Annotated in this window: 16 protein-coding genes; 5 read left to right on the top strand and 11 right to left on the bottom strand. The window is 59.2% G+C overall.

What is annotated here, in order from left to right:
- The 4 genes from HY298_27665 to HY298_27650 form a co-directional block, all read right to left on the bottom strand.
- Positions 1 to 864: a prepilin-type N-terminal cleavage/methylation domain-containing protein gene (locus HY298_27665; GenBank protein MBI3854022.1), complete on the bottom strand. Its 864-nt coding sequence runs from the start codon at positions 862 to 864 to the stop codon at positions 1 to 3.
- A gap of 160 nt (positions 865 to 1,024) precedes the next feature.
- Positions 1,025 to 4,159 carry a protein kinase gene (locus HY298_27660; protein MBI3854021.1) on the bottom strand — a complete coding sequence of 1,045 codons (3,135 nt, stop codon included), beginning with the start codon at positions 4,157 to 4,159 and terminating at the stop codon, positions 1,025 to 1,027.
- Between the two features lie 191 nt (positions 4,160 to 4,350).
- Complete coding sequence (locus HY298_27655; GenBank protein ID MBI3854020.1) at positions 4,351 to 4,890, bottom strand: RNA polymerase subunit sigma-24; 540 nt, start codon at positions 4,888 to 4,890, stop codon at positions 4,351 to 4,353.
- A 6-nt stretch (positions 4,891 to 4,896) separates the two neighbouring features.
- Positions 4,897 to 5,106, bottom strand: coding sequence for a hypothetical protein (locus HY298_27650; protein ID MBI3854019.1), 210 nt, complete (start codon positions 5,104 to 5,106; stop codon positions 4,897 to 4,899).
- Between the two features lie 160 nt (positions 5,107 to 5,266).
- On the opposite strand from HY298_27650, the gene HY298_27645 reads away from it, so the two are divergent.
- Both HY298_27645 and HY298_27640 read left to right on the top strand, forming a co-directional pair.
- Entirely contained in the window at positions 5,267 to 8,143 is a 2,877-nt protein-coding gene (locus HY298_27645) for an aconitate hydratase (GenBank protein ID MBI3854018.1), read from the top strand.
- A 62-nt stretch (positions 8,144 to 8,205) separates the two neighbouring features.
- Positions 8,206 to 9,300: an RsmB/NOP family class I SAM-dependent RNA methyltransferase gene (locus tag HY298_27640; GenBank protein MBI3854017.1), complete on the top strand. Its 1,095-nt coding sequence runs from the start codon at positions 8,206 to 8,208 to the stop codon at positions 9,298 to 9,300.
- 10 nt (positions 9,301 to 9,310) lie between these two features.
- Here HY298_27640 and HY298_27635 read toward each other — a convergent pair whose 3' ends face one another.
- From HY298_27635 to HY298_27605, 7 genes are all read right to left on the bottom strand, one after another.
- A complete protein-coding gene (locus HY298_27635) occupies positions 9,311 to 9,721 on the bottom strand; it encodes a hypothetical protein (protein ID MBI3854016.1) in 411 nt (136 codons plus the stop codon).
- Positions 9,722 to 9,774: 53 nt separating this feature from the next.
- Positions 9,775 to 10,800, bottom strand: a complete 1,026-nt coding sequence (locus HY298_27630; protein MBI3854015.1) for a LacI family DNA-binding transcriptional regulator — start codon at positions 10,798 to 10,800, stop codon at positions 9,775 to 9,777.
- 24 nt (positions 10,801 to 10,824) lie between these two features.
- Positions 10,825 to 11,565 carry an NAD(+)/NADH kinase gene (locus tag HY298_27625; GenBank protein ID MBI3854014.1) on the bottom strand — a complete coding sequence of 247 codons (741 nt, stop codon included), beginning with the start codon at positions 11,563 to 11,565 and terminating at the stop codon, positions 10,825 to 10,827.
- Between the two features lie 127 nt (positions 11,566 to 11,692).
- Entirely contained in the window at positions 11,693 to 12,436 is a 744-nt protein-coding gene (locus HY298_27620; protein MBI3854013.1) for a TlyA family RNA methyltransferase, read from the bottom strand.
- Positions 12,437 to 12,501: 65 nt separating this feature from the next.
- Entirely contained in the window at positions 12,502 to 12,975 is a 474-nt protein-coding gene (locus tag HY298_27615) for a hypothetical protein (GenBank protein ID MBI3854012.1), read from the bottom strand.
- 3 nt (positions 12,976 to 12,978) lie between these two features.
- Positions 12,979 to 14,184, bottom strand: a complete 1,206-nt coding sequence (locus HY298_27610; protein MBI3854011.1) for a PilT/PilU family type 4a pilus ATPase — start codon at positions 14,182 to 14,184, stop codon at positions 12,979 to 12,981.
- An 81-nt stretch (positions 14,185 to 14,265) separates the two neighbouring features.
- Positions 14,266 to 15,360: a type IV pilus twitching motility protein PilT gene (locus HY298_27605; GenBank protein ID MBI3854010.1), complete on the bottom strand. Its 1,095-nt coding sequence runs from the start codon at positions 15,358 to 15,360 to the stop codon at positions 14,266 to 14,268.
- A 60-nt stretch (positions 15,361 to 15,420) separates the two neighbouring features.
- Here HY298_27605 and HY298_27600 point away from each other — a divergent pair, with 60 nt between their 5' ends.
- The 3 genes from HY298_27600 (at position 15,421) to HY298_27590 (ending at position 17,908) form a co-directional block, all read left to right on the top strand.
- Positions 15,421 to 16,548, top strand: a complete 1,128-nt coding sequence (locus HY298_27600) for an SAM-dependent methyltransferase (GenBank protein ID MBI3854009.1) — start codon at positions 15,421 to 15,423, stop codon at positions 16,546 to 16,548.
- A 219-nt stretch (positions 16,549 to 16,767) separates the two neighbouring features.
- The gene (locus HY298_27595; GenBank protein ID MBI3854008.1) at positions 16,768 to 17,166 is read left to right on the top strand and encodes a hypothetical protein; all 399 of its coding nucleotides are present in this window, start codon (positions 16,768 to 16,770) and stop codon (positions 17,164 to 17,166) included.
- Positions 17,126 to 17,908 carry an aspartyl/asparaginyl beta-hydroxylase domain-containing protein gene (locus tag HY298_27590; protein ID MBI3854007.1) on the top strand — a complete coding sequence of 261 codons (783 nt, stop codon included), beginning with the start codon at positions 17,126 to 17,128 and terminating at the stop codon, positions 17,906 to 17,908. Before HY298_27595 ends, HY298_27590 begins: the two co-directional genes overlap by 41 nt.
- The last annotated feature ends 269 nt before the right edge of the window (positions 17,909 to 18,177 follow it).

The following is an 18,177-nucleotide window of genomic DNA, read 5'->3' as shown; positions in this document are numbered from 1 at the left end:
CTATTGCCTTCCGGTCGCACGGTCTTGAAGCCACTTTACATCTGGGTTGTTTGGACTGGAGAAGGGGTGATCGAGGGGCTGGTTCGGGCGCAGCGGCGGCCTCGTGCGCGCGTCCAGCCAGCGTTTGGTTTCGGCGTGGCCGTCGGCGAACGACAGCCCGGCGGACCCGTTATGGTAGGCGGCCGGCAGATCAACCCAGTATGCAGTGCTGCCGCGCTGCCCCATGCCGACGTAGAACCCGCAGTCGCCGATGCTGTCCTCGCGCTCGTCAATGAACACGAACGTCTGCACGGGTGGCGGAACCGTGAGATCACTGAGCTTGACGTTGATGCGGTAGGCGCCGTCACCGAAAAAGGGAGGGCCTTCCGGAAAGCCTCCCAGACGGCCGTCGGGCAGGTAGCGACCGAGCCAGATGTTCATGGAGAGGCTGCGAACTCGCGGGTAACGAACGCCCCAGAGGGTCGCGGTGCTGCGGTCGCCGGGACATTTGAAGATGCCGAACGAACGAAAATACGGGAAGAGCAGGCTCTGTTTCAGGTAAAACGTGTTGGTGTTGTCGGCGTTATTGATCCGTTCGCCGTCCAAAGTCAGCCCGCCCATCATCCAGGTGTTGTCCGTGGTCAGGACCCCCTGGTCCTTGAAAAACAGGCCGAGGTTGGGCACCAGCTTGTCGTTGTGGTCACCCGCATACATGAACCAGGCGCGTTGGAGTTGGTTGAGGTTGTTGAGGCAGGCGATGCCTTGGGCCTTCTGCTTCGTCTTCACCAACGCAGGCAACAGCATCGCCGCCAGGATCGCGATGATGGCGATGACAACCAGCAATTCGATGAGAGTAAAAGCACCGGTGGATGATCTACCCGGCATCCTGGAGCCGAGTGAAACATTGCCGGCTTCTCTGAGTTCACCCCGAGCGGCGGACCGTGCAGGACAGTTTGTGCATGCTGTCTCGGCTGAAATGGGAAGCCGTTGTGGAATTCCTATGCCGCGGCGAGTTGTCATATTTCCAGCCTTTCTCATGCTTCATTCAAGGGTGGCTCAGATGTTCAGTCCCAGGGAGTGCGGGTGCGCGCCAGATTTGGATGTAGTGGCCCGCGCCGTCAGAGGTCAGCAGCGTGCTGCCATCGGTGGAGAAGGTCGTGAGAAGGACCCGCGCCGGCTGCTGGTAGGAAGCGACCTCCCGCCGGGTGGCCAGATTCCATAATTTCACCCATTGACGGCTGGCGCTCACGAGAGTCCGTCCATCCGGTGCAAAGGAAACGCGCTCGACGCCGGAAAGGTGGCCCAGCAGCGGGGCCGAAAACTTCTGTCCCGTTTGGCAATCGTAGAGTCGAACCTTCTGATCCCTGCTACCGGTCGCCAGCAACTTCGCGTCCGGTGAAAGGGCAATCGAACGATCACCCTGAATGGCGAATTGGCTGAGGCGTTGCTGCGTCCGCAAGTCCCACAGCAAAACATTGGTTCGTCCGCCGAGGGCCAGGATGTGCGCGACAGCGGCAAATGACACGGTCGCTTCGCTAGGCACCGGCCACGGGATCGAAGCAAGCTGCCGCCCGGTCGTTGGGTTCCATAGCGCTACCGCATCCGCAGATATCGGCGCGGCCAGGATTTGGCTGTCCGGCGAGAAAACAGCGAAGACGCGCCACCCCCCAATGCTGGGGAGTACTCGCAGTGTGCGTTCGCCTACATTCCAGAGCTGCGTCGGTTGATCGAGACGGACGACGACAAGCCACTTCAGATCGGGCGAGATGGTGAGGGTTTCCTCAGCGCGATCTGAATCAACTTGCAGTTCTTTGAATTGGTTTGCTTCCCAGCGGCGAGGGATCATTTCGCTGAACTCTCGCTGGCTCACATCCCAAAACTTGAGCGCACCCTCTGCCAGCGTCACCGCCACCTGACCGTCAGCAGACAAACCAACGGGCACGAGGCGCGGTTCCTTTTGCGAAAGCCATTCGCCCTGGTGCGCCGAACGGGCGGACCACTCGTTTATCGTCCCATCCTCGCTGACGCTGAAAATCTCGCCATTCGTGGTCAGCGCCATGGCCCGGAGTTCAGCCGTATGTCCCCGCAACGTCACCGGCCGTTCCGCAAGCTCCGTTCCCCAGAGGCGAACGCAGCGGTCCGAGCCAGCCGTCACGAGCTGGTGGCTGCCGGGCAGAAAAGCCATGTCCGCAATCCAACTGCGATGATGTTGGACGGATCGGCGATTCGGCAATTCGGTCCGGGTCTTAGCATCCCAAACGCGGACAACGCCATCCCAGGAGCCGGTGAACAACTGGCCCCCATCCGGCGAGAAGCTGATGCACGCGGCGTTCTTCACGGTGTTGGTCGGGAACGGCAGCGCTTTCAGCAAAGGCACCTCCCAGCATTGCAGTTCGCTCGCGTCTGTTCTGGCATCCCCGGCGGCGGTCACGAGCACCGACTCGTCTGGCGAAAAGGCCAGCGCCTTCGCGCCAAAGAGAGGGTCGAACCAGAGGCTCGTGTTGCAGCCGGTCAAGGTCCATGCGCGAGCGTCATACACTTTCAATCCCTGGGTTGGACCGCTGTCGCTCCCAATGGCCAGCCATTGCCCGGACTTTGAGAATGCAAACGCCGACACATTCGTTTCGCCGGGCAGAAGCATTCCTCCGTCACCCGTCAGCAAGTCCCGGCGCTTCAAACCGTCTCGGGCAGCGATGAGCAGAACATAGCTGTGCGGCAGAAAAGCCAAAGCTCTGTCTCCTTCGTCCAAGCTCTGGTCCAAAACCAGTTTCTGCGACGACGCATTCCACACGCGCCGGCCCGCCGCGACGAAGTGGCCGTCCGACGAAACCGCCAGATGGCGGACGTTCCTTACATCAGATTCAATCGTCGCCAGTTGATCGCCGCGGGCACGGTGACTGAAATAGCGCCATTCGAATCCGCGCAAGTCGGTTGCCGCCGCCGTGGGGACATGGTACGCGAGCAGTTCGCGAGCGCGGCCAAGGTCGCCTTCTTCAATCGCCTGTTGCACGACCCGCATGTCTGCCGCGTATAAGAGCTGCCGCGCCGTGCTCCGCTCACGGTTGATGCGGTAGGCGGCGATCGGCGCGCCCACCGCCACCACGATGAGCAGCAACAAAGCACTGGCGAGCGTGCCGGCCAGCGCGGGTTTACGCCGGCACCACCGCACCCCCCGCTCCACCACCCCTGCGGGCCGCGCCCGCGTGGCTTGGCCATCGAGGAACCGCCGCAGGTCCTCGGCCAGCTCCCTGGCACTCGCGTACCGTTGGCCGGCCAACTTCGCCAAACACTTCCCACACACCGCCGCCAAATCCATCGGCACGGCCGGATTCAGCAACCGCGGCGACAATGGCTCCTGCTGCAACACCTGCGTCAGCGTCTCCGCCGCGCTCGCTCCGACAAACGGCGCCCGACCCGTGAGCAGATGGAAAAGCAGGGCTCCCAATCCATACACATCCGCCGCCGGGCCCACCGTGCCGCCCCCTTTGGCCTGCTCCGGCGCGATGTAACCGGGAGTCCCCAACACCTGTCCCGTGAGTGTCAGCGAACTATCGTCATCCATTGGTCGGGCTAGGCCGAAGTCCGTCACCTGCGGCTCGCCTTGTGCATCGAGGAGCACATTCGAGGGCTTGAGATCGCGATGGAGCACGCCTTCCTGGTGCGCGTGCTGCACCGCCTCCGCCACTTTCTCGACCAACTCCGCGCCCCGGCGCGGTGGCAAGGGTCCATCTCGAGTCAACTCAGCGAGGTTCGTCCCCTTGATCAAATCCATCGCGAAGTAATGTTGGCCGCTTTGTTCGCCCACCTCATGCACTGGCACGATGTTCGGATGTTTCAACTTCGCCGCATTGGCCGCCTCGGCGCGAAAGCGTTTGACTTGAATCGGCGTGGCCAGCCAGGCGTCCCGCAAAACCTTGACGGCTACTTCGCGGCCGAGGCTGGATTGACGCGCGCGGAACACGACGCCCATGCCGCCCCGCGCGACTTCTTCCAGCAGTTCATAATCCCCCAAGCGCCGCAGAATTGGAGCCGGCGACGTTTCACCCGGCTCGGGTGTGTCGGGTGACAGAAGCAGCGCGGTGAGACAGCGCGGGCAATTGCCAGAAAGCTCCGCACCCGCCAGCGGCTCACCGCAGCGGCGACAAACTTTCGTTCCTGAATCTGAGGTGGCTGCCACCATCTGATTAAGCCGCAGCGAGGCTGCGGGATTACGTCGCGAACCAGTCTGGACGCACAGACGCGGCAAGTTGCGTCCGGCGCGCGGCGTTCACGCCGCTTCAGCATCCGAATGCCTACGAGCGACAATTTCAAGACGGACGCACGCACCAACCCGGTCGGACCTTGAAGCGGCGTGAACGCCGCGCGTCATGCTCAACGCGACCAGACTTCCAGCAAGTATTTCAACTCCTGCTCTTCCTCGGCGGCGGAAGCGCAAAGCTGCCGGACTTCGGCCCGCAACAGTTCGCGCAGCCGTCCCCGGAGGCGGTGAACCGCCACCGCCACGGCGCCCGGCGTCATGCCCAGTTGCGTGGCGGTGCGCTCGTATCCCTCCGATTCGGTGCCGTCGAGGTGCGGCGCAAGCGCGGCAAACATTTTCTCCTTGTCGCGGGCGCGATGTTCCTCGCGCAGTGTGGCGAAGGCGCGCGTGACCACGGCTTGGGCGAAGCGCCGATCAAAGGCGGCTTCGGGCGAGGTGGCCGTCAGGTCCGGCCCGCAAAGCCGCTCCGCCTCCTCGGCGTTGATCGAAATGGGAATCTGCCCGGCGCCGCGTTTGAGCGCCTTCTCGCGCAAGGCTTGCTTGATCACGAAATTTCGCAGCGAGGTGAGCAGAAACGTGCGGAAGCGTCCCTTCTCCGGCCCCACGCCCGCCAGGTCCTCACGCGCCAGTAAACGGGCCAGAAAGCCTTGCACCAAGTCTTAGGCGTCGTGCGGCGAACGGCCTTGCCGCAGGAGGAACGCATACAGCGGCGGCCAATAGGCGCGGCAAAGTTCCTCCAGTTCCGGCGAATCGCCCTGCGACGCGCATGCGCCCGCGCTCAAGATTCTGGACCAGTGGGTGGGTGGAAATTCCGCGTGCGTGCCCTGGCCCGGCAAGGCTGATTCCGCTTCTGAGCGCGCGACATTCATGCGACGGCGCGACCCTATCACGTTCTTCGCGGAAGGAAAAGCGCGATTCCGTGCAATCCCTGGTCGCTATCCACGGCGCAAGCACCTTGACACAGCTTCCTTCAAGCCGCATTTTTTTGCTTTCGCCGTCCCGAAAGGGCAAGGCAAGCCCAACGATTTTATGAACGAACCGCACAACCTGTTTAATTCACTTCAGAGTTTTGATCCCGGCAACGGCCGCCAGGGAAACTTCTATTCGCTGCCAGCTTTGGAAAAGGCTGGTGTTGGCCGGATTTCGCGATTGCCGGTGTCCATCCGGCTGGTGCTCGAAGCGGTGCTGCGGAATTGCGACGGTAAAAAAGTGACGGAGAAAAACGTCAAGGAACTTGCGCAATGGAAACCCAAGGGCGCGCGCACCGAGGAAATTCCGTTCATTGTCGCGCGCGTTGTGCTGCAAGACTTCACCGGCGTACCGTTGCTGGTGGACCTGGCGGCGATGCGTTCCGCTGTGGCGCGGATGGGCAAGGACCCCAAAATAATTGAGCCGCTAGTGCCAGTGGATTTGGTGGTGGACCATTCCGTGCAGGTCGATTTTGCGGGCAACGCCGATGCCCTGCGAAAAAATCTGGAGATGGAATTCCAACGCAACCGCGAGCGATACCAGTTTCTGAAATGGGGCATGCAGGCATTCGACACGTTCAAAGTCGTGCCGCCGGGAATCGGCATTGTGCATCAGGTCAATCTGGAATACCTCGCCAAGGGCGTGCTCTCAGCAAAATCCGAAATCCGAAATCCGAAATCCGAAATCTTCTTCCCCGACACCCTCGTCGGCACGGATTCGCACACGACGATGATCAACGGACTTGGAATTGTCGGCTGGGGTGTGGGTGGAATCGAGGCGGAAGCAGGGATGCTCGGCCAGCCGGTTTATTTCCTGACGCCGGATGTCGTCGGTGTTCATCTGACCGGGGCGTTACGTGAAGGTGTGACGGCAACTGACCTGGCGCTGACCGTCACTGAAATGCTGCGCAAGGCGAAGGTGGTTGGGAAGTTTGTCGAGTTTTACGGCCCCGGCGCCGCGGCTTTGCCGGTGGTGGATCGCGCGACGATTGCGAACATGGCCCCGGAATACGGCGCGACGATGGGATTTTTCCCGATTGACGGCGAGTGCGTGAATTATCTGCGCGCCACCGGTCGCAGCGAGGAACATTGCAAGCTCTACGAGAATTACTATCGCGCCCAAGGTCTCTTTGGCATTCCGCAAAAGGGACAGATCGACTACTCGACCGAATTGGAGTTGGACCTGGGTGGCGTCGTTCCCAGCGTGGCCGGTCCAAAGCGCCCGCAAGATCGCATCGAGTTGCCGAAGTTGAAAGAAGCGTTTCTCAGTTCGCTGACCAGACCGGTGACCGAAAGCGGCTTTGGCAAACGGGCGGAGGAATTGCACGTCATGGCGCGGGTCAACACCGCCCGCGAAGTGCATCCGTTCATTGACCACAGCTACGGCCATCGCAAGCTGGGCATCGACGCGAGCGAATCCGAGATGCGCGACCAACATCCCGTGCCGGACACGCCGGAGCAAGTGCCGGCCAGCGCGTTTCCAAAAGCCGAGAGCGAGATTCACCACGGCAGCGTCCTCATCGCCGCGATCACCAGTTGCACCAACACCTCCAATCCCAGCGTGATGCTCGCCGCCGGACTGCTCGCCAAGAAAGCCGTCGAACGCGGGCTGACCGTAAACCCGGTGGTGAAAGCCTCGCTGGCGCCCGGCTCACGCGTCGTCACCGATTACCTGAACCGCACCGGCTTGCAGCCGTTTCTCGACCGGCTTGGGTTCAACCTCGTCGGCTACGGTTGCACCACCTGCATTGGCAACTCCGGCCCGCTCGCCGCGCACATCGAGGACGCCATCAACAAATATGATCTCGTCGCCGCCTCGGTGCTGTCGGGCAACCGCAATTTCGAAGCCCGCGTGCATCAAAGCATCAAGGCGAATTTTCTCATGTCGCCGCCGCTGGTGGTGGCGTTCGCGCTGGCGGGTCGCGTGGACCTCGACCTGAACACCGAACCACTCGGCAACGGCAAGGATGGCAAACCTGTTTACCTGCGCGACCTCTGGCCCAGCCTGCGCGAAATTCGCGACCTCATGCAGACCGCGTTGCAACCGGAAGTTTTCCGCAAGCTCTACCAGGATTTCGCCGCGCAGAACCCGAAGTGGAACGAAATCCCTTCTTCGGTGGGTAATGTTTATGAGTGGGACAGCCAGAGCACTTACATTCAAGAGCCGCCGTTCTTCGAGAACTTCTCGATGCAGACGGGCGAAATCCGCGAGATCAAAGGTGCGCGCGCGCTGGCAATTTTTGGCGACAGTGTCACGACTGACCACATTTCACCCGCGGGTTCGATCAAGAAGACTTCGCCGGCGGGTGATTACCTGATCAAGCACGGCGTGCAGCCGGCGGACTTCAACAGCTACGGCTCGCGCCGGGGCAACGACCGGGTGATGACACGCGGCACGTTTGCCAATGTGCGCATCAAGAATCTCATGGTGCATGGTGTTGAAGGCGGCGTGACCCGGTTTCAACCCGCTGGCGAACAAATGAGCATCTATCACGCAGCCACCGAATACGCGAAGACCAGGACGCCGCTGGTGGTGGTGGCCGGGCAGGAATATGGCACGGGCAGTTCGCGCGACTGGGCAGCGAAGGGGACGGCGTTGCTTGGTGTGCGGGCGGTGATTGCGCAGAGTTACGAACGCATTCATCGCTCGAACCTGGTCGGCATGGGAGTGCTGCCGCTGCAATTCAAGGATGGCGTGACGGCGCAAACGCTGAAACTCGACGGGACGGAATTTTTCGATGTGCTGGGACTGAGCCAGAACCTCAAACCGCAACAAGACCTCACCGTTCGGATCACCCGCGCCAGCGGAAAAGCGGAAGAAGTTTCCGTGCGTTGCCGGATCGATACGCCGATTGAGATCGACTACTACCAGCACGGGGGCATCCTGCCTTATGTGCTGAGGCAATTGGTGGCGACGCCGACTCCGAGCCGGGGTTAGCCTTGAGCCCTCAGCCTTCAGCCTTCAGCCGGCAGACGCGCCTTCTGCGAATTGCTGAAAGCGTGGTTGGGCGGAGCGACCGCGCGCATCCGGCGGATGTCGTGCTGCGGGAGGAGTTGAGGCGAGCGGGTGGTCTTTCGCGCGCTGACAGCCGGGAGATCAGCCGGGCGGTGTTCGCTTATTACCGTTGGTTGGGTTGGTTGGATCAACAGGAGTCTGTGGTCGATCGGATCGAAAAGGCAGTTGAGCTTCGGGAGCGGTTCAGCGCGCAGCCGAATATTTTCACGGACCAAGAGTTGGCGGCCAAGGCGGTGCCGGTCTGGGTCGCCGATGAAATGGAAGTTTCACCCGCCTGGGCCAAGAGTTTGCAGACGGAACCGCCGCTTTGGTTGCGCGCCCGACGCGGTCAGGCGAGAATGCTGGCGGAACGATTGGGAGAGTGTTGGGTGGGCGACGGGGTGTTAAACGACGCAATTCGTTATGAAGGCTCGGAGGATTTGTTTCGCACGCCGGAATTCCACAATGGCGAGTTTGAGTTGCAGGACATCAACTCGCAAGCCGTCGGACTGCTATGTGATCCGCAGCCGGGAGAAACGTGGTGGGATGCCTGTGCCGGCGAAGGCGGAAAACTGCTTCACCTTTCAGACCTGATGGAGAATCGAGGATTGATCTTGGCGAGCGACCGCGTCGAGTGGCGACTGAAGAAGCTCAAACAACGTGCGGCTCGCGCCAAAGCTTTCAATTATCGGGTCGCGATATGGAATGGCGGCGAACGGCTGCCGACCAAAACAAAATTTGATGGGGTGCTGGTGGACGCGCCTTGCACGGGCGTTGGCACCTGGCAACGCAATCCACACGCGCGTTGGACGGTCACGCCGGACGATGTGAGGGAGCTCAGCGAAGTGCAAAAGCAGATGCTGGCAAATGCGGCGGCGGCGGTAAAGCCCGGCGGGAAACTGATCTACTCAGTCTGCACGATGACTCGCGCCGAGACTGACGAAGTGGCTGAGGTGTTTGGAGAACAATTTCCGCAATTCAAATCTTTGACTCTGGCGAATCCCTTTCGTGCGAAGGAGTCCGCGCCCCGGCTTTGGTTTTGGCCTCAGGAAACCCGCGGCAACGGAATGTTCCTGGCCGCCTGGCAGAGGAGAGGATGAGTTCACGGGCTCAGTTCGAACGAATATAGTCGTCCGCATTCAGGACAGTGGTGTCATCAAATCGTTTGTTGGGTCCCGCCGAGCGGATCAGGACGCCGAGGTCGGAAAAATAAATCCGCAGCGGGGTTCCCCACGGATCGACGAATTCACCCTTTTCGTTCAGCTCATTTTTACGCCCCACAAGAATAATGACATTCTTTGGGTTATGACCCAGCAGCGCCTTGGCAATTTCGGAGTTACTGCCACTGGGGTAAGTGCCCACATGCTCCTTGTATTGTTGCAGGCCGACGAAGAGATTCTCGACATCCTCGTTGAATTTGGCGGTTTTCAAATTGGTCTGCCACTTTGTCCAGGCTTGAACTGTCCAAGCCACACCGGCCAAACAGGCCACCAAACCGATCAATAAAAGTATTCTTTTCATACGAGGAGGTTTTAGCAGACCGGATGCCAAGACACTCGCGGCCGAGGTGCGGATCAAGACTTTGGATGCGCGCTGAGTGGCGGCGCGGTGCTCTCCCGAATAATCAAGTCAGCAGGCAACCGTTTCGGTTCCGGGCGTTCGCCGCGCAATAGTTTCAGCATGGAATCCATGGCGGCGGAGCCGAGGCGAAACTTGGGTTGACGGACCGTGGTCAAGGGCACCCGAAAGTATTCACTTGTCAGAATGTTGCCGAAGCCGACCACGGAAAGGTCCTGCGGGATTTTAATGCCCTGATTCAAAAACGTGTTCGCGGCACCGATGGCCACCAGGTCGTTGACGGCTTGAACCGCCGTGGCTTTCACATCCTCGTTCATCATCTGCAACGCCGCTTTGGCGCCGTCTTCAATCGTGTTGCCGGCTTGAAAAACCAGCCGGTCGTCAACCTCCAACGAGGCTTCGCGCAGCGCACGACGATAACCCTCAAAGCGTTCTTGACCCGAAGGATTGGCCAGCGGTCCGGCAAAGAAAGCGATTCGTTTATGCCCAAGCTGGAGCAAATGTTGGGTGGCCCGGTAGCTGGCAATCAAATCATCAGTTTCCACGTTTACAAACTGACTGCAAAACGCCGCGCAATGTCCGAGAATGACCGTCGGGACTTTGCGGTGCCCCAGCTCGCGATAAATCGGCGCTTCCGGCGACATCCGATAAACCGGCGATATGAAAAGTCCATCCACCCGACGGGACAGCAATCGGCGAATGCAGGCGTCCTCGCGTTCGGGGATGTTGAGGGTGTGGGTCAATATGATTTCGCAGCCCAATTCATGCGCCCGCTCTTCAAGCGCCAGCAGGACCCGAGAGAAGATGGGATCCGTCGGGCTTGATAGGACCAGCCCAAACAGTTTGGTGGTGCGGCTGCGCAAACTCTGCGCCATGGAGTTGGGAACGTAACCCATCTGCTGCGCGAGCAGCTTGACGCGGGTTTTTGTGGCGGCGGAAACATCCTTCGCGTCGCGCAAGACTTTGGAAACGGTCATGACAGAGACCCCGGCGCGTTCGGCAATGTCTTTCAAACGAACCATGGCAAGATTGGCGTCTTTCTTTGATTAAACGTTCGTCCCGCTCCAATTGAGTTTGTGCCGCAAGGTCTGGAAAAAGGAACTGCCCGCAAGGTGCAGCAAGCGGACCGTATGCCGGCTGCGCCGGACGGTAACGACATCACCAGCGGCCAATTCGCTCACGCCCTGTCCGTCCGCGCTCAAAATGGTTTCCGGTTTCAAGCTGATTAATTTGACCTGGATCCTGGAAGCAAGGCTGACGATGACCGAACGGTTCGAAAGCGTATGAGGGCAGATCGGCGTGATACTGAACACGTCGGCGGTGGGGGAAACGATGGCGCCGCCGGCTGCCAAGGCATAGGCCGTTGAGCCGGTTGGCGAACTCACAATCAAGCCATCGCAGCGATAGCGTGTCAGCAGTTGCCCATCGACGCCGACTTCCAGTTCGATCAGGCGGGCGACGACGCCACGGCTGATCACGATATCGTTCAACGCGCATTGCCGGATCGGGCGACCGTTACATTGGCCGCTGGCTTCGATCAAGGCGCGGGATTCGAGCGTGAAATCGTTGTTCCAAACCTGCTTCAGCGCGCGCGCCAGTTCCGGGGACGACACCGCGGTGAGGAAGCCGAGTCCGCCAAGGTTGATGCCCAGAATCGGCGTTCGCGAGCCGGCCACTTCCCGCGCCACGCGCAGCATCGTTCCGTCCCCGCCGAAAACCAGAAGCAAGTCCACGGCCTCGGTCAGGGCGGCGGCGTCGCGACACACGGTTGCTCTCAGACCGGCCAATCGGGCGGTGGCCGCATCGCTGAACGCAACGCGTCCGCTGCGGGCGATTAGGCGGGCGGCGGCTCGGACCACGCCACTGCACAAGGGCTTTTCGGAATTGCCGATGAGTCCGACCCGCTTGATTTTGTCAGCCAGTTTTTTCAATCCAAACAAAGAATTCCTTGTTGCCTGCCGGCCCGCGCAGCGGGGACTCAGTCAACCCGCGCCACGTCAACTGCGGCTGTTGGCTGACGAACTGTTCCAACTCACCGATCACGCGGGCATGAATGGCCGGGTCCGAGATGACGCCTTTGCCCCGGTCCGCCTCGGCCTTGCCAGCCTCGAACTGCGGCTTGATCAGCGCCACGATGTTACCTGAACGGCGCAGCAATGCAACGGCGGGAGGAAGAATCTTGCGCAGCGAAATGAAGGAACAGTCAATAACCACCAGATCAACGGGTGAAAAAGGCGTTGGGAATCCCGTCGCGGTCAATTCGCGGGCATTGGTTTTTTCCATGACGACCACGCGCGGGTCCTGGCGCAGTTTCCAGGCCAGTTGCCCTTGCCCGACATCGACGGCGTACACCTTGTCGGCGCCGTGTTGCAGCAGGCAGTCCGTGAATCCGCCGGTGGACGCGCCTAGGTCCAGGACCCTCAGACCCGCGACTTGGAGTTGAAAGTGCATCAGGGCGTGCTCGAGTTTGGTGCCGCCCCGGCTGACGTATTTTGCTGGCGTCAGCAAAATGAGTTGATCACCCGGCTTGACGGTTTGACCTGGTTTTTGGGCGGGCTGCTGATTGATTTGAACCTGACCGGCCATGATGGCGCGCCTGGCTCTTTCACGGCTTTCACAAAGGCCGCGTTCGACCAGCGCCTGATCAAGTCGGTTCATGAAACAAGACTAAAGGCCGAAGGCTGCCTCCGGCCTGGATCGGCCTACGGCCCGGAGGGAAAACTTTAGCCTTCTGACTTCCCTCGCAGGACGCGCGCCTGGGTTTCGCGGTAGCCGTGGAGAAAGCGGGTGTTGTCCGCCACAGCTTTTTCAATGAGCTGGCCGAGCAGCAGCAGTTCGGAACTGTTGATGATGGCGTGGACGCTTTGTTGAAAGGCTTGCAGGGTGTTGAAGGTTTGAAAGGAGTCTGCCAGCAGAATCACCGTGGCATGACGCCGCTGACCCATCGACATGGTCTGCAGTGACTTCAAGGTGGAGTTTTCCTCGAGGGTGTTCGCTGCAAACAGTTCCTGAACGACGACGACTTCGTACTGAATCTGGCCGAAGCGTGTGAGGAAGTCGCTGTGGGTGGCGGCGGTGTGGACCTTGTAACCCAGTTCGTTGAGGGCGGTCTTGGAGGCTTCCATCCAGTCGGGTGTGGAGATGGCGAGCAGGGCCGGTTTGTCCGACGCGCCGATGAAGTCAAATTCGTCCGCCATGATTCATTTCAATTTGAGGGTTTTGGGGATGGGTGGGCCGCCGGATTTGCCGACCTCCTGTCCTTGTTTCATCCGCAAGTTGCCGACGCTGGTGGTGGATTCGCCCCGGGATTTCTTGATGTTGTCAATGCCGCGGGTGACGGGGCCGCGTTTGGTGCAGTAAAGCAGGGCCGTTTCCTCGGTGATGACTCCTTGCTCATAGGCTTCCAACGCCGCCGCGTCGAAGGTGCGCCAGCCGAAGGGTTGGCTGGCTTCAATGATTTCATAAAAGCTTTTGCCTTCGCTCTCCCCTTGGGCAATGGTTTCGCGGATGCGGAGGTTTGAGCCCATGATTTCGAGCAGGGCGTAACGGCCGCCGCCGACCTTGGGGGCGAGGCGTTGACTGATGACCCAGCGGAGGGTGTCGGCCAGGCGGATGCGGACTTGCTCTTGTTCTTCCAGTTCAAACATGCCCAGGATGCGGTTGATGGTCTGACCGGCATCGACGGTGTGGAGGGTGCTGAGGACGAGGTGACCAGTTTCGGCGGCGCTGAGGGCGATCTGAACGGTGTCGCGATCGCGCATTTCGCCGACGAGGATGACTTTCGGAGCCTGGCGCAGGGCGGCGCGCAGACCGTTGGCGAAGCTGTTGAAGTCCAGACCCAGCTCGCGCTGGTTGAAGGTGGCTTTCTTGTGGGAATGGACGAATTCAACGGGGTCTTCCAGGGTGATGATGTGGATGGCCTTGGATTCGTTGATTTCGTTGAGGACGGCAGCCAGCGTGGTGGATTTGCCCGAGCCAGTGGCGCCGGTGACCAGGACGAGGCCGGTTTTTTCCTTGGGCACTTGCTTGATGACGTCGGGAAATTTCAGGTCATCAAGGGTGGGGATGGTGGTGTTGAGTTTGCGCAGGACGATGGAATAATTGCCGCGCTGGGAAAAAATGTTGATGCGGAAGCGGGCCTTGTCGGCGACGGTGTACGCGGAGTCGCACGACCCCATGCGCAACAAGTCTTCGATGAGCCAGGGGTTTTCCCCAATGAGGTTCAAGGCGATGGTTTCGGTCTGGAAGGGAGTCAAGGTATCCAGTGGGGGATCACAGGCCACGGTGAGGAGTTCCCCGTTGGATTCGACTTGGAGGGATTTGCCCACGGTGAAGAGCAAGTCGGACACCTCATCTTGGGAGTCCAACATCGTCGATAGGATGTAATCAAGCTCGTGGCGGCGCATATTCAAAAGGCTGAAAGCTGCAGGCTGAAGGCCAAAGTTTTTTGGCTCTCAGCTCTCAGCCAGCCATTCCCAACTGGTTCGTCAGATTTCATCTTCATCGGGTGGGTGGGGAAGAAAGCCGCGAAATTTCTTCTTGTCGAGGCATTTGTCATAGGCTTCTTCGGGGGAGATGCGTTTCATGCGGATGTGCTCCATGATGGAATCATCGAGGGGCTGGTTGCCTAGTTTCTTGCCGACCTGAATCATGCCCGGGATCTGGTGGGTCTTGCCTTCGCGAATCAGGTTGGCCACGGCGGTGGTCACGGCGAGAATTTCCATGGCGGCCACACGGCCTTTTTTGTCCGTGCGTTTGAACAGGCCTTGGGCGACGACGCCTTTGAGGGATTCCGACAAGGTGGCGCGGATTTTATTCTGCTGGTCGGCGGGGAAAACGTCGATGATGCGGTCCACGGTTTTGGCGGCGCTCTGGGTGTGCAGGGTGCCGAACACCAGGTGGCCGGTGTTGGCGGCGGTGATGGCCAGTTCAATGGTTTCCAAATCGCGCAACTCGCCGATGAGAATGATGTCGGGGTCTTCGCGCAACGCGCCGCGCAGCGCCGAGGCAAAGGATTGGGTGTGGACGCCGACTTCGCGATGGTTGACCAGGCAGTTCTTGCTTTCGTGGACGAATTCGATCGGGTCTTCGACGGTGATGATGTGGTCTTTGCGATTCTTGTTCGAATAATCCACCATGGCGGCCAGCGTGGTGGATTTGCCCGAGCCGGTCGGACCGGTGACGACGATCAATCCCTTGTGCAACATGGAAAACTTTTTCAGCACCGCGGGCAGGGGCGCGTCAAATTTTTCGAAATCTTCAAAGGAAAGGACTTTTGTCGGAATCTGACGGAACACGGCGGCGACGCCGTTTTTCTGGTTGAAAAAGTTGGCCCGGAAGCGAGAGACGTTGGGAATCTCGTAGCCAAAATCCACGTCGCCGGTTTCTTCAAAGACTTTGATTTTGTATTCGGGCGTGATTTCGTAAATCATCGTCTTGAGGCTGTCATTTTCGAGCGGCGGAAAATCGACCCGCTGCAATTCGCCGTTGACGCGCAGCATGGGCGGGTTGCCCGTGGACAGATGGAGGTCCGAAGCTTTTTGCTCGAACATTAAATTGAAGAAAGCGTCGATCTTAGCCATATATGATCCTCAATAGAAACTGCTGCGATTATTAACCACATTCCCGTTTGTCTGCAAGCAATGAACTCACTGAACGAAACCATCCGTCAAGCGATTGTTTCAGAAGGGGCCATTTCCTTCGCTCGATTCATGGAGCTGGCGCTCTATTGTCCTGTTTATGGTTACTATGAACGGGAAGAAGACACCATCGGACGGGCCGGCGATTTTTACACCAATGTCAGTGTCGGCAGCCTCTACGGTGAACTTCTGGCCTTCCAATTCGCGCGCTGGTTGTCTGAAACAGCACATGAGAACAGGCAATCAGCAAAATCGAGACCAGTACAACTGGTGGAGGCCGGAGCGCACGATGGCCAACTGGCCGCGGATATCCTGACCTGGCTGCAAAAGCATCAGCCTGAAGGTTTCGGGAACGTGGAGTACTGGATCATCGAGCCTTCCCCCAGACGGCGGAACTGGCAGATGGGAAACTTGCGCGCTTTCGCGGAAAAAGTTGTGTGGTTTGATTCGTTGGAAGCGCTCCCACAAAGCGGCGTCTGTGGAATTATTTTTTCCAACGAATTTCTGGATGCCCTGCCGACGCATCGTTTCGCGTGGGAGGCGAACAGTCGGAGTTGGATGGAATGGGGCGTCACGCTCAAGGACGACGCATTTGTCTGGACCAGCATGCCGGGAAAAGCATTTCAACCGGGGAATGGAAAACTTCCAACGGCCTGGCCCGATTTATCGGCCGAATTGCTCGCCGTCCTGCCGGACGGTTTCATGACGGAGGTTTGCGTGCTCGCCGAGAACTGGTGGCGCCAAGCCTCCAACCTATTGCGAAGCGGGAAACTGCTGACCATTGATTACGGTTTGACGACCGAACAATTCTTCCAACCGGCACGAATGCAAGGAACGCTGCGCGCGTATCATCGCCACCGCGTGAGCGGCGATGTGCTGGCGAAGGTGGGCGAACAGGACCTTACTGCGCACGTCAATTTTACCCCGCTGCAATGCGCAGGTGAAGCCGCCGGCCTGATGACGGATTCATTTTGCTCGCAGGCGCAATTCTTGACCCGGATTGCGGAACAGATCTGGCGCGCGAATGGCGCGCGGAACAGTTGGACCCCGGCCCAGTTACGCCAGTTCCGAACGCTCACCCATCCGGAACATTTAGGCCGGCCGTTTCGGGTATTGATCCAATCGCGTTGAAGCGCGCCCGCATTTGTTCTGGAGCGACAACGCGGTTGGCAACCTCACCCCGGCAATTACCCGATCCTGCCCGACCTCGCATCTCACATTGAAGCGCTTGATCACTTGAGGAACATTTTAGGCGATGCGAGGAGAACTGCGTTTGCCTACGCGATTTCGGCGCGTTGCGCAGTGCAGGCAGTCCGAAACGCGGCGAGCGGGTCAGCAATGCCCTGCCGCTTGAAACTCCTTCGATTTCAAGGGACGATTGCGTGGCACCAGATTAATGGCCCGGTAAAATCAACCGATGCTCAATGCGTTTTGTCTGATGATAATCCGCGGGCGGCAGATCAGTCGGTGTCGGCGATTCGGTCTCATTCAAGATTTCTCTGGCAACCTTCTGTAATGCGCGCCAACACGGCCAATCCACTTTCGTCGCTTGCTCAAGACTTTGATCTTCACCACAGGGGGTCGCGATCTACCCAGCCTATCCAATTGATTTTTTGTTTGCGCCTGGAGTTAATTCTGATTAAACGAAAATCAATCGCGATTTCGCAGGGATATGAAAACGGAAAGCGGGGAACCAACGCTGGATTCAATGACAGCAATACAAGCGAAGCCGGAATTGGATTTCTGTGACCGTAAACACCGCCTCAACCCGCCGACTGGTCTTGGTGGTCGAAGTTTGCTGGTCTTTCAGGATTGGTTGGAAACGCGGGTCGCCAGGCTTTCGCTGCACGGCGACCCGCCGATCTATCCGAATGCGCTGTTCCCGTGGGCCGCACAAATCGAGGCGGAGTGGCGAAAGATCCGCGCCGAGCTCGACGCCGTGATGCAGTATCGCGACCAGATCCCCAGCTTCCACGAAATCCTGAAGGAAGTCTCCACCATCACGACTGATCAAAATTGGAAAACCTTTTTCCTGGCCGGCATTGGCATGGACTGCGAGGAAAACGCGCGGCGTTGCCCGGAAACCATGCGGCTGCTGAAAAAAATCCCGGGAATGAAGACGGCGTTCTTCTCCATTCTCTCACCTCACAAACACATTCCCGCCCATCGTGGCGCCTACAACGGCATCCTGCGTTTTCACCTTGGTCTGATGGTGCCGGAACCGCGGGAAAGATGCCGTATTCGCATCGGCAACGAAATCCGTCATTGGACCGAAGGGAAAAGCCTGATCTTCGACGACACCTTCAATCACGAAGTTTGGAACGACACGGACGGCTATCGCGTCGTGCTCTTTGTAGATTTCGCGCGACCGCTGAAGCCGCCGTTCCATCGGATGAATGAAGCGTTTCTGGGCATCGGCGCTTTGGCGCCTTTCCTCCGCGAAGCAGGCGCCAAACAGAAGCAATGGGAAAGGAAGTTTTACAGGAAATGAAACCAACTCCAACCCTTCCGAGCCGGGGAACCGCCCCTCTTAATTTCCGGATTTTCCCTCAACCCTTCTCTCTCTTCATCCGATGGGAAGAGAATTCACCGAAAAAGATTTTCGCGCTTTGAACCCGAACCCCGCCTCCGAATCGGGGCTGGCTGTAGCAGCCGACGTCAGTCGGCTCTGACTTTCATCGAATTCAGATGGAACGGACTCACGTCCGCTGCTACGAGGTTCATGGATAGGGTGGCTGAAGGCCGGGTGAGGGGTTTGCG

The organism is Verrucomicrobiota bacterium, assembly GCA_016200005.1.
Classification (GTDB): Bacteria; Verrucomicrobiota; Verrucomicrobiia; order Limisphaerales; family PALSA-1396; genus PALSA-1396.
Note: the sequence above shows the minus strand (reverse complement) of the source record. Positions and strands in the feature narration are given on the sequence as shown.

Excerpts from the sequence above, each read along its gene's own strand:
- HY298_27665 (MBI3854022.1), bottom strand. The coding sequence starts at position 864 with ATGCCGGGTAGATCATCCACCGGTGCTTTTACTCTCATCGAATTGCTG.
- HY298_27660 (MBI3854021.1), bottom strand. The coding sequence starts at position 4,159 with ATGGTGGCAGCCACCTCAGATTCAGGAACGAAAGTTTGTCGCCGCTGC.
- HY298_27650 (MBI3854019.1), bottom strand. The coding sequence starts at position 5,106 with ATGAATGTCGCGCGCTCAGAAGCGGAATCAGCCTTGCCGGGCCAGGGC.
- HY298_27645 (MBI3854018.1), top strand. The coding sequence starts at position 5,267 with ATGAACGAACCGCACAACCTGTTTAATTCACTTCAGAGTTTTGATCCC.
- HY298_27635 (MBI3854016.1), bottom strand. The coding sequence starts at position 9,721 with ATGAAAAGAATACTTTTATTGATCGGTTTGGTGGCCTGTTTGGCCGGT.
- HY298_27630 (MBI3854015.1), bottom strand. The coding sequence starts at position 10,800 with ATGGTTCGTTTGAAAGACATTGCCGAACGCGCCGGGGTCTCTGTCATG.
- HY298_27620 (MBI3854013.1), bottom strand. The coding sequence starts at position 12,436 with ATGAACCGACTTGATCAGGCGCTGGTCGAACGCGGCCTTTGTGAAAGC.
- HY298_27615 (MBI3854012.1), bottom strand. The coding sequence starts at position 12,975 with ATGGCGGACGAATTTGACTTCATCGGCGCGTCGGACAAACCGGCCCTG.
- HY298_27610 (MBI3854011.1), bottom strand. The coding sequence starts at position 14,184 with ATGCGCCGCCACGAGCTTGATTACATCCTATCGACGATGTTGGACTCC.
- HY298_27605 (MBI3854010.1), bottom strand. The coding sequence starts at position 15,360 with ATGGCTAAGATCGACGCTTTCTTCAATTTAATGTTCGAGCAAAAAGCT.
- HY298_27600 (MBI3854009.1), top strand. The coding sequence starts at position 15,421 with ATGAACTCACTGAACGAAACCATCCGTCAAGCGATTGTTTCAGAAGGG.
- HY298_27590 (MBI3854007.1), top strand. The coding sequence starts at position 17,126 with ATGACAGCAATACAAGCGAAGCCGGAATTGGATTTCTGTGACCGTAAA.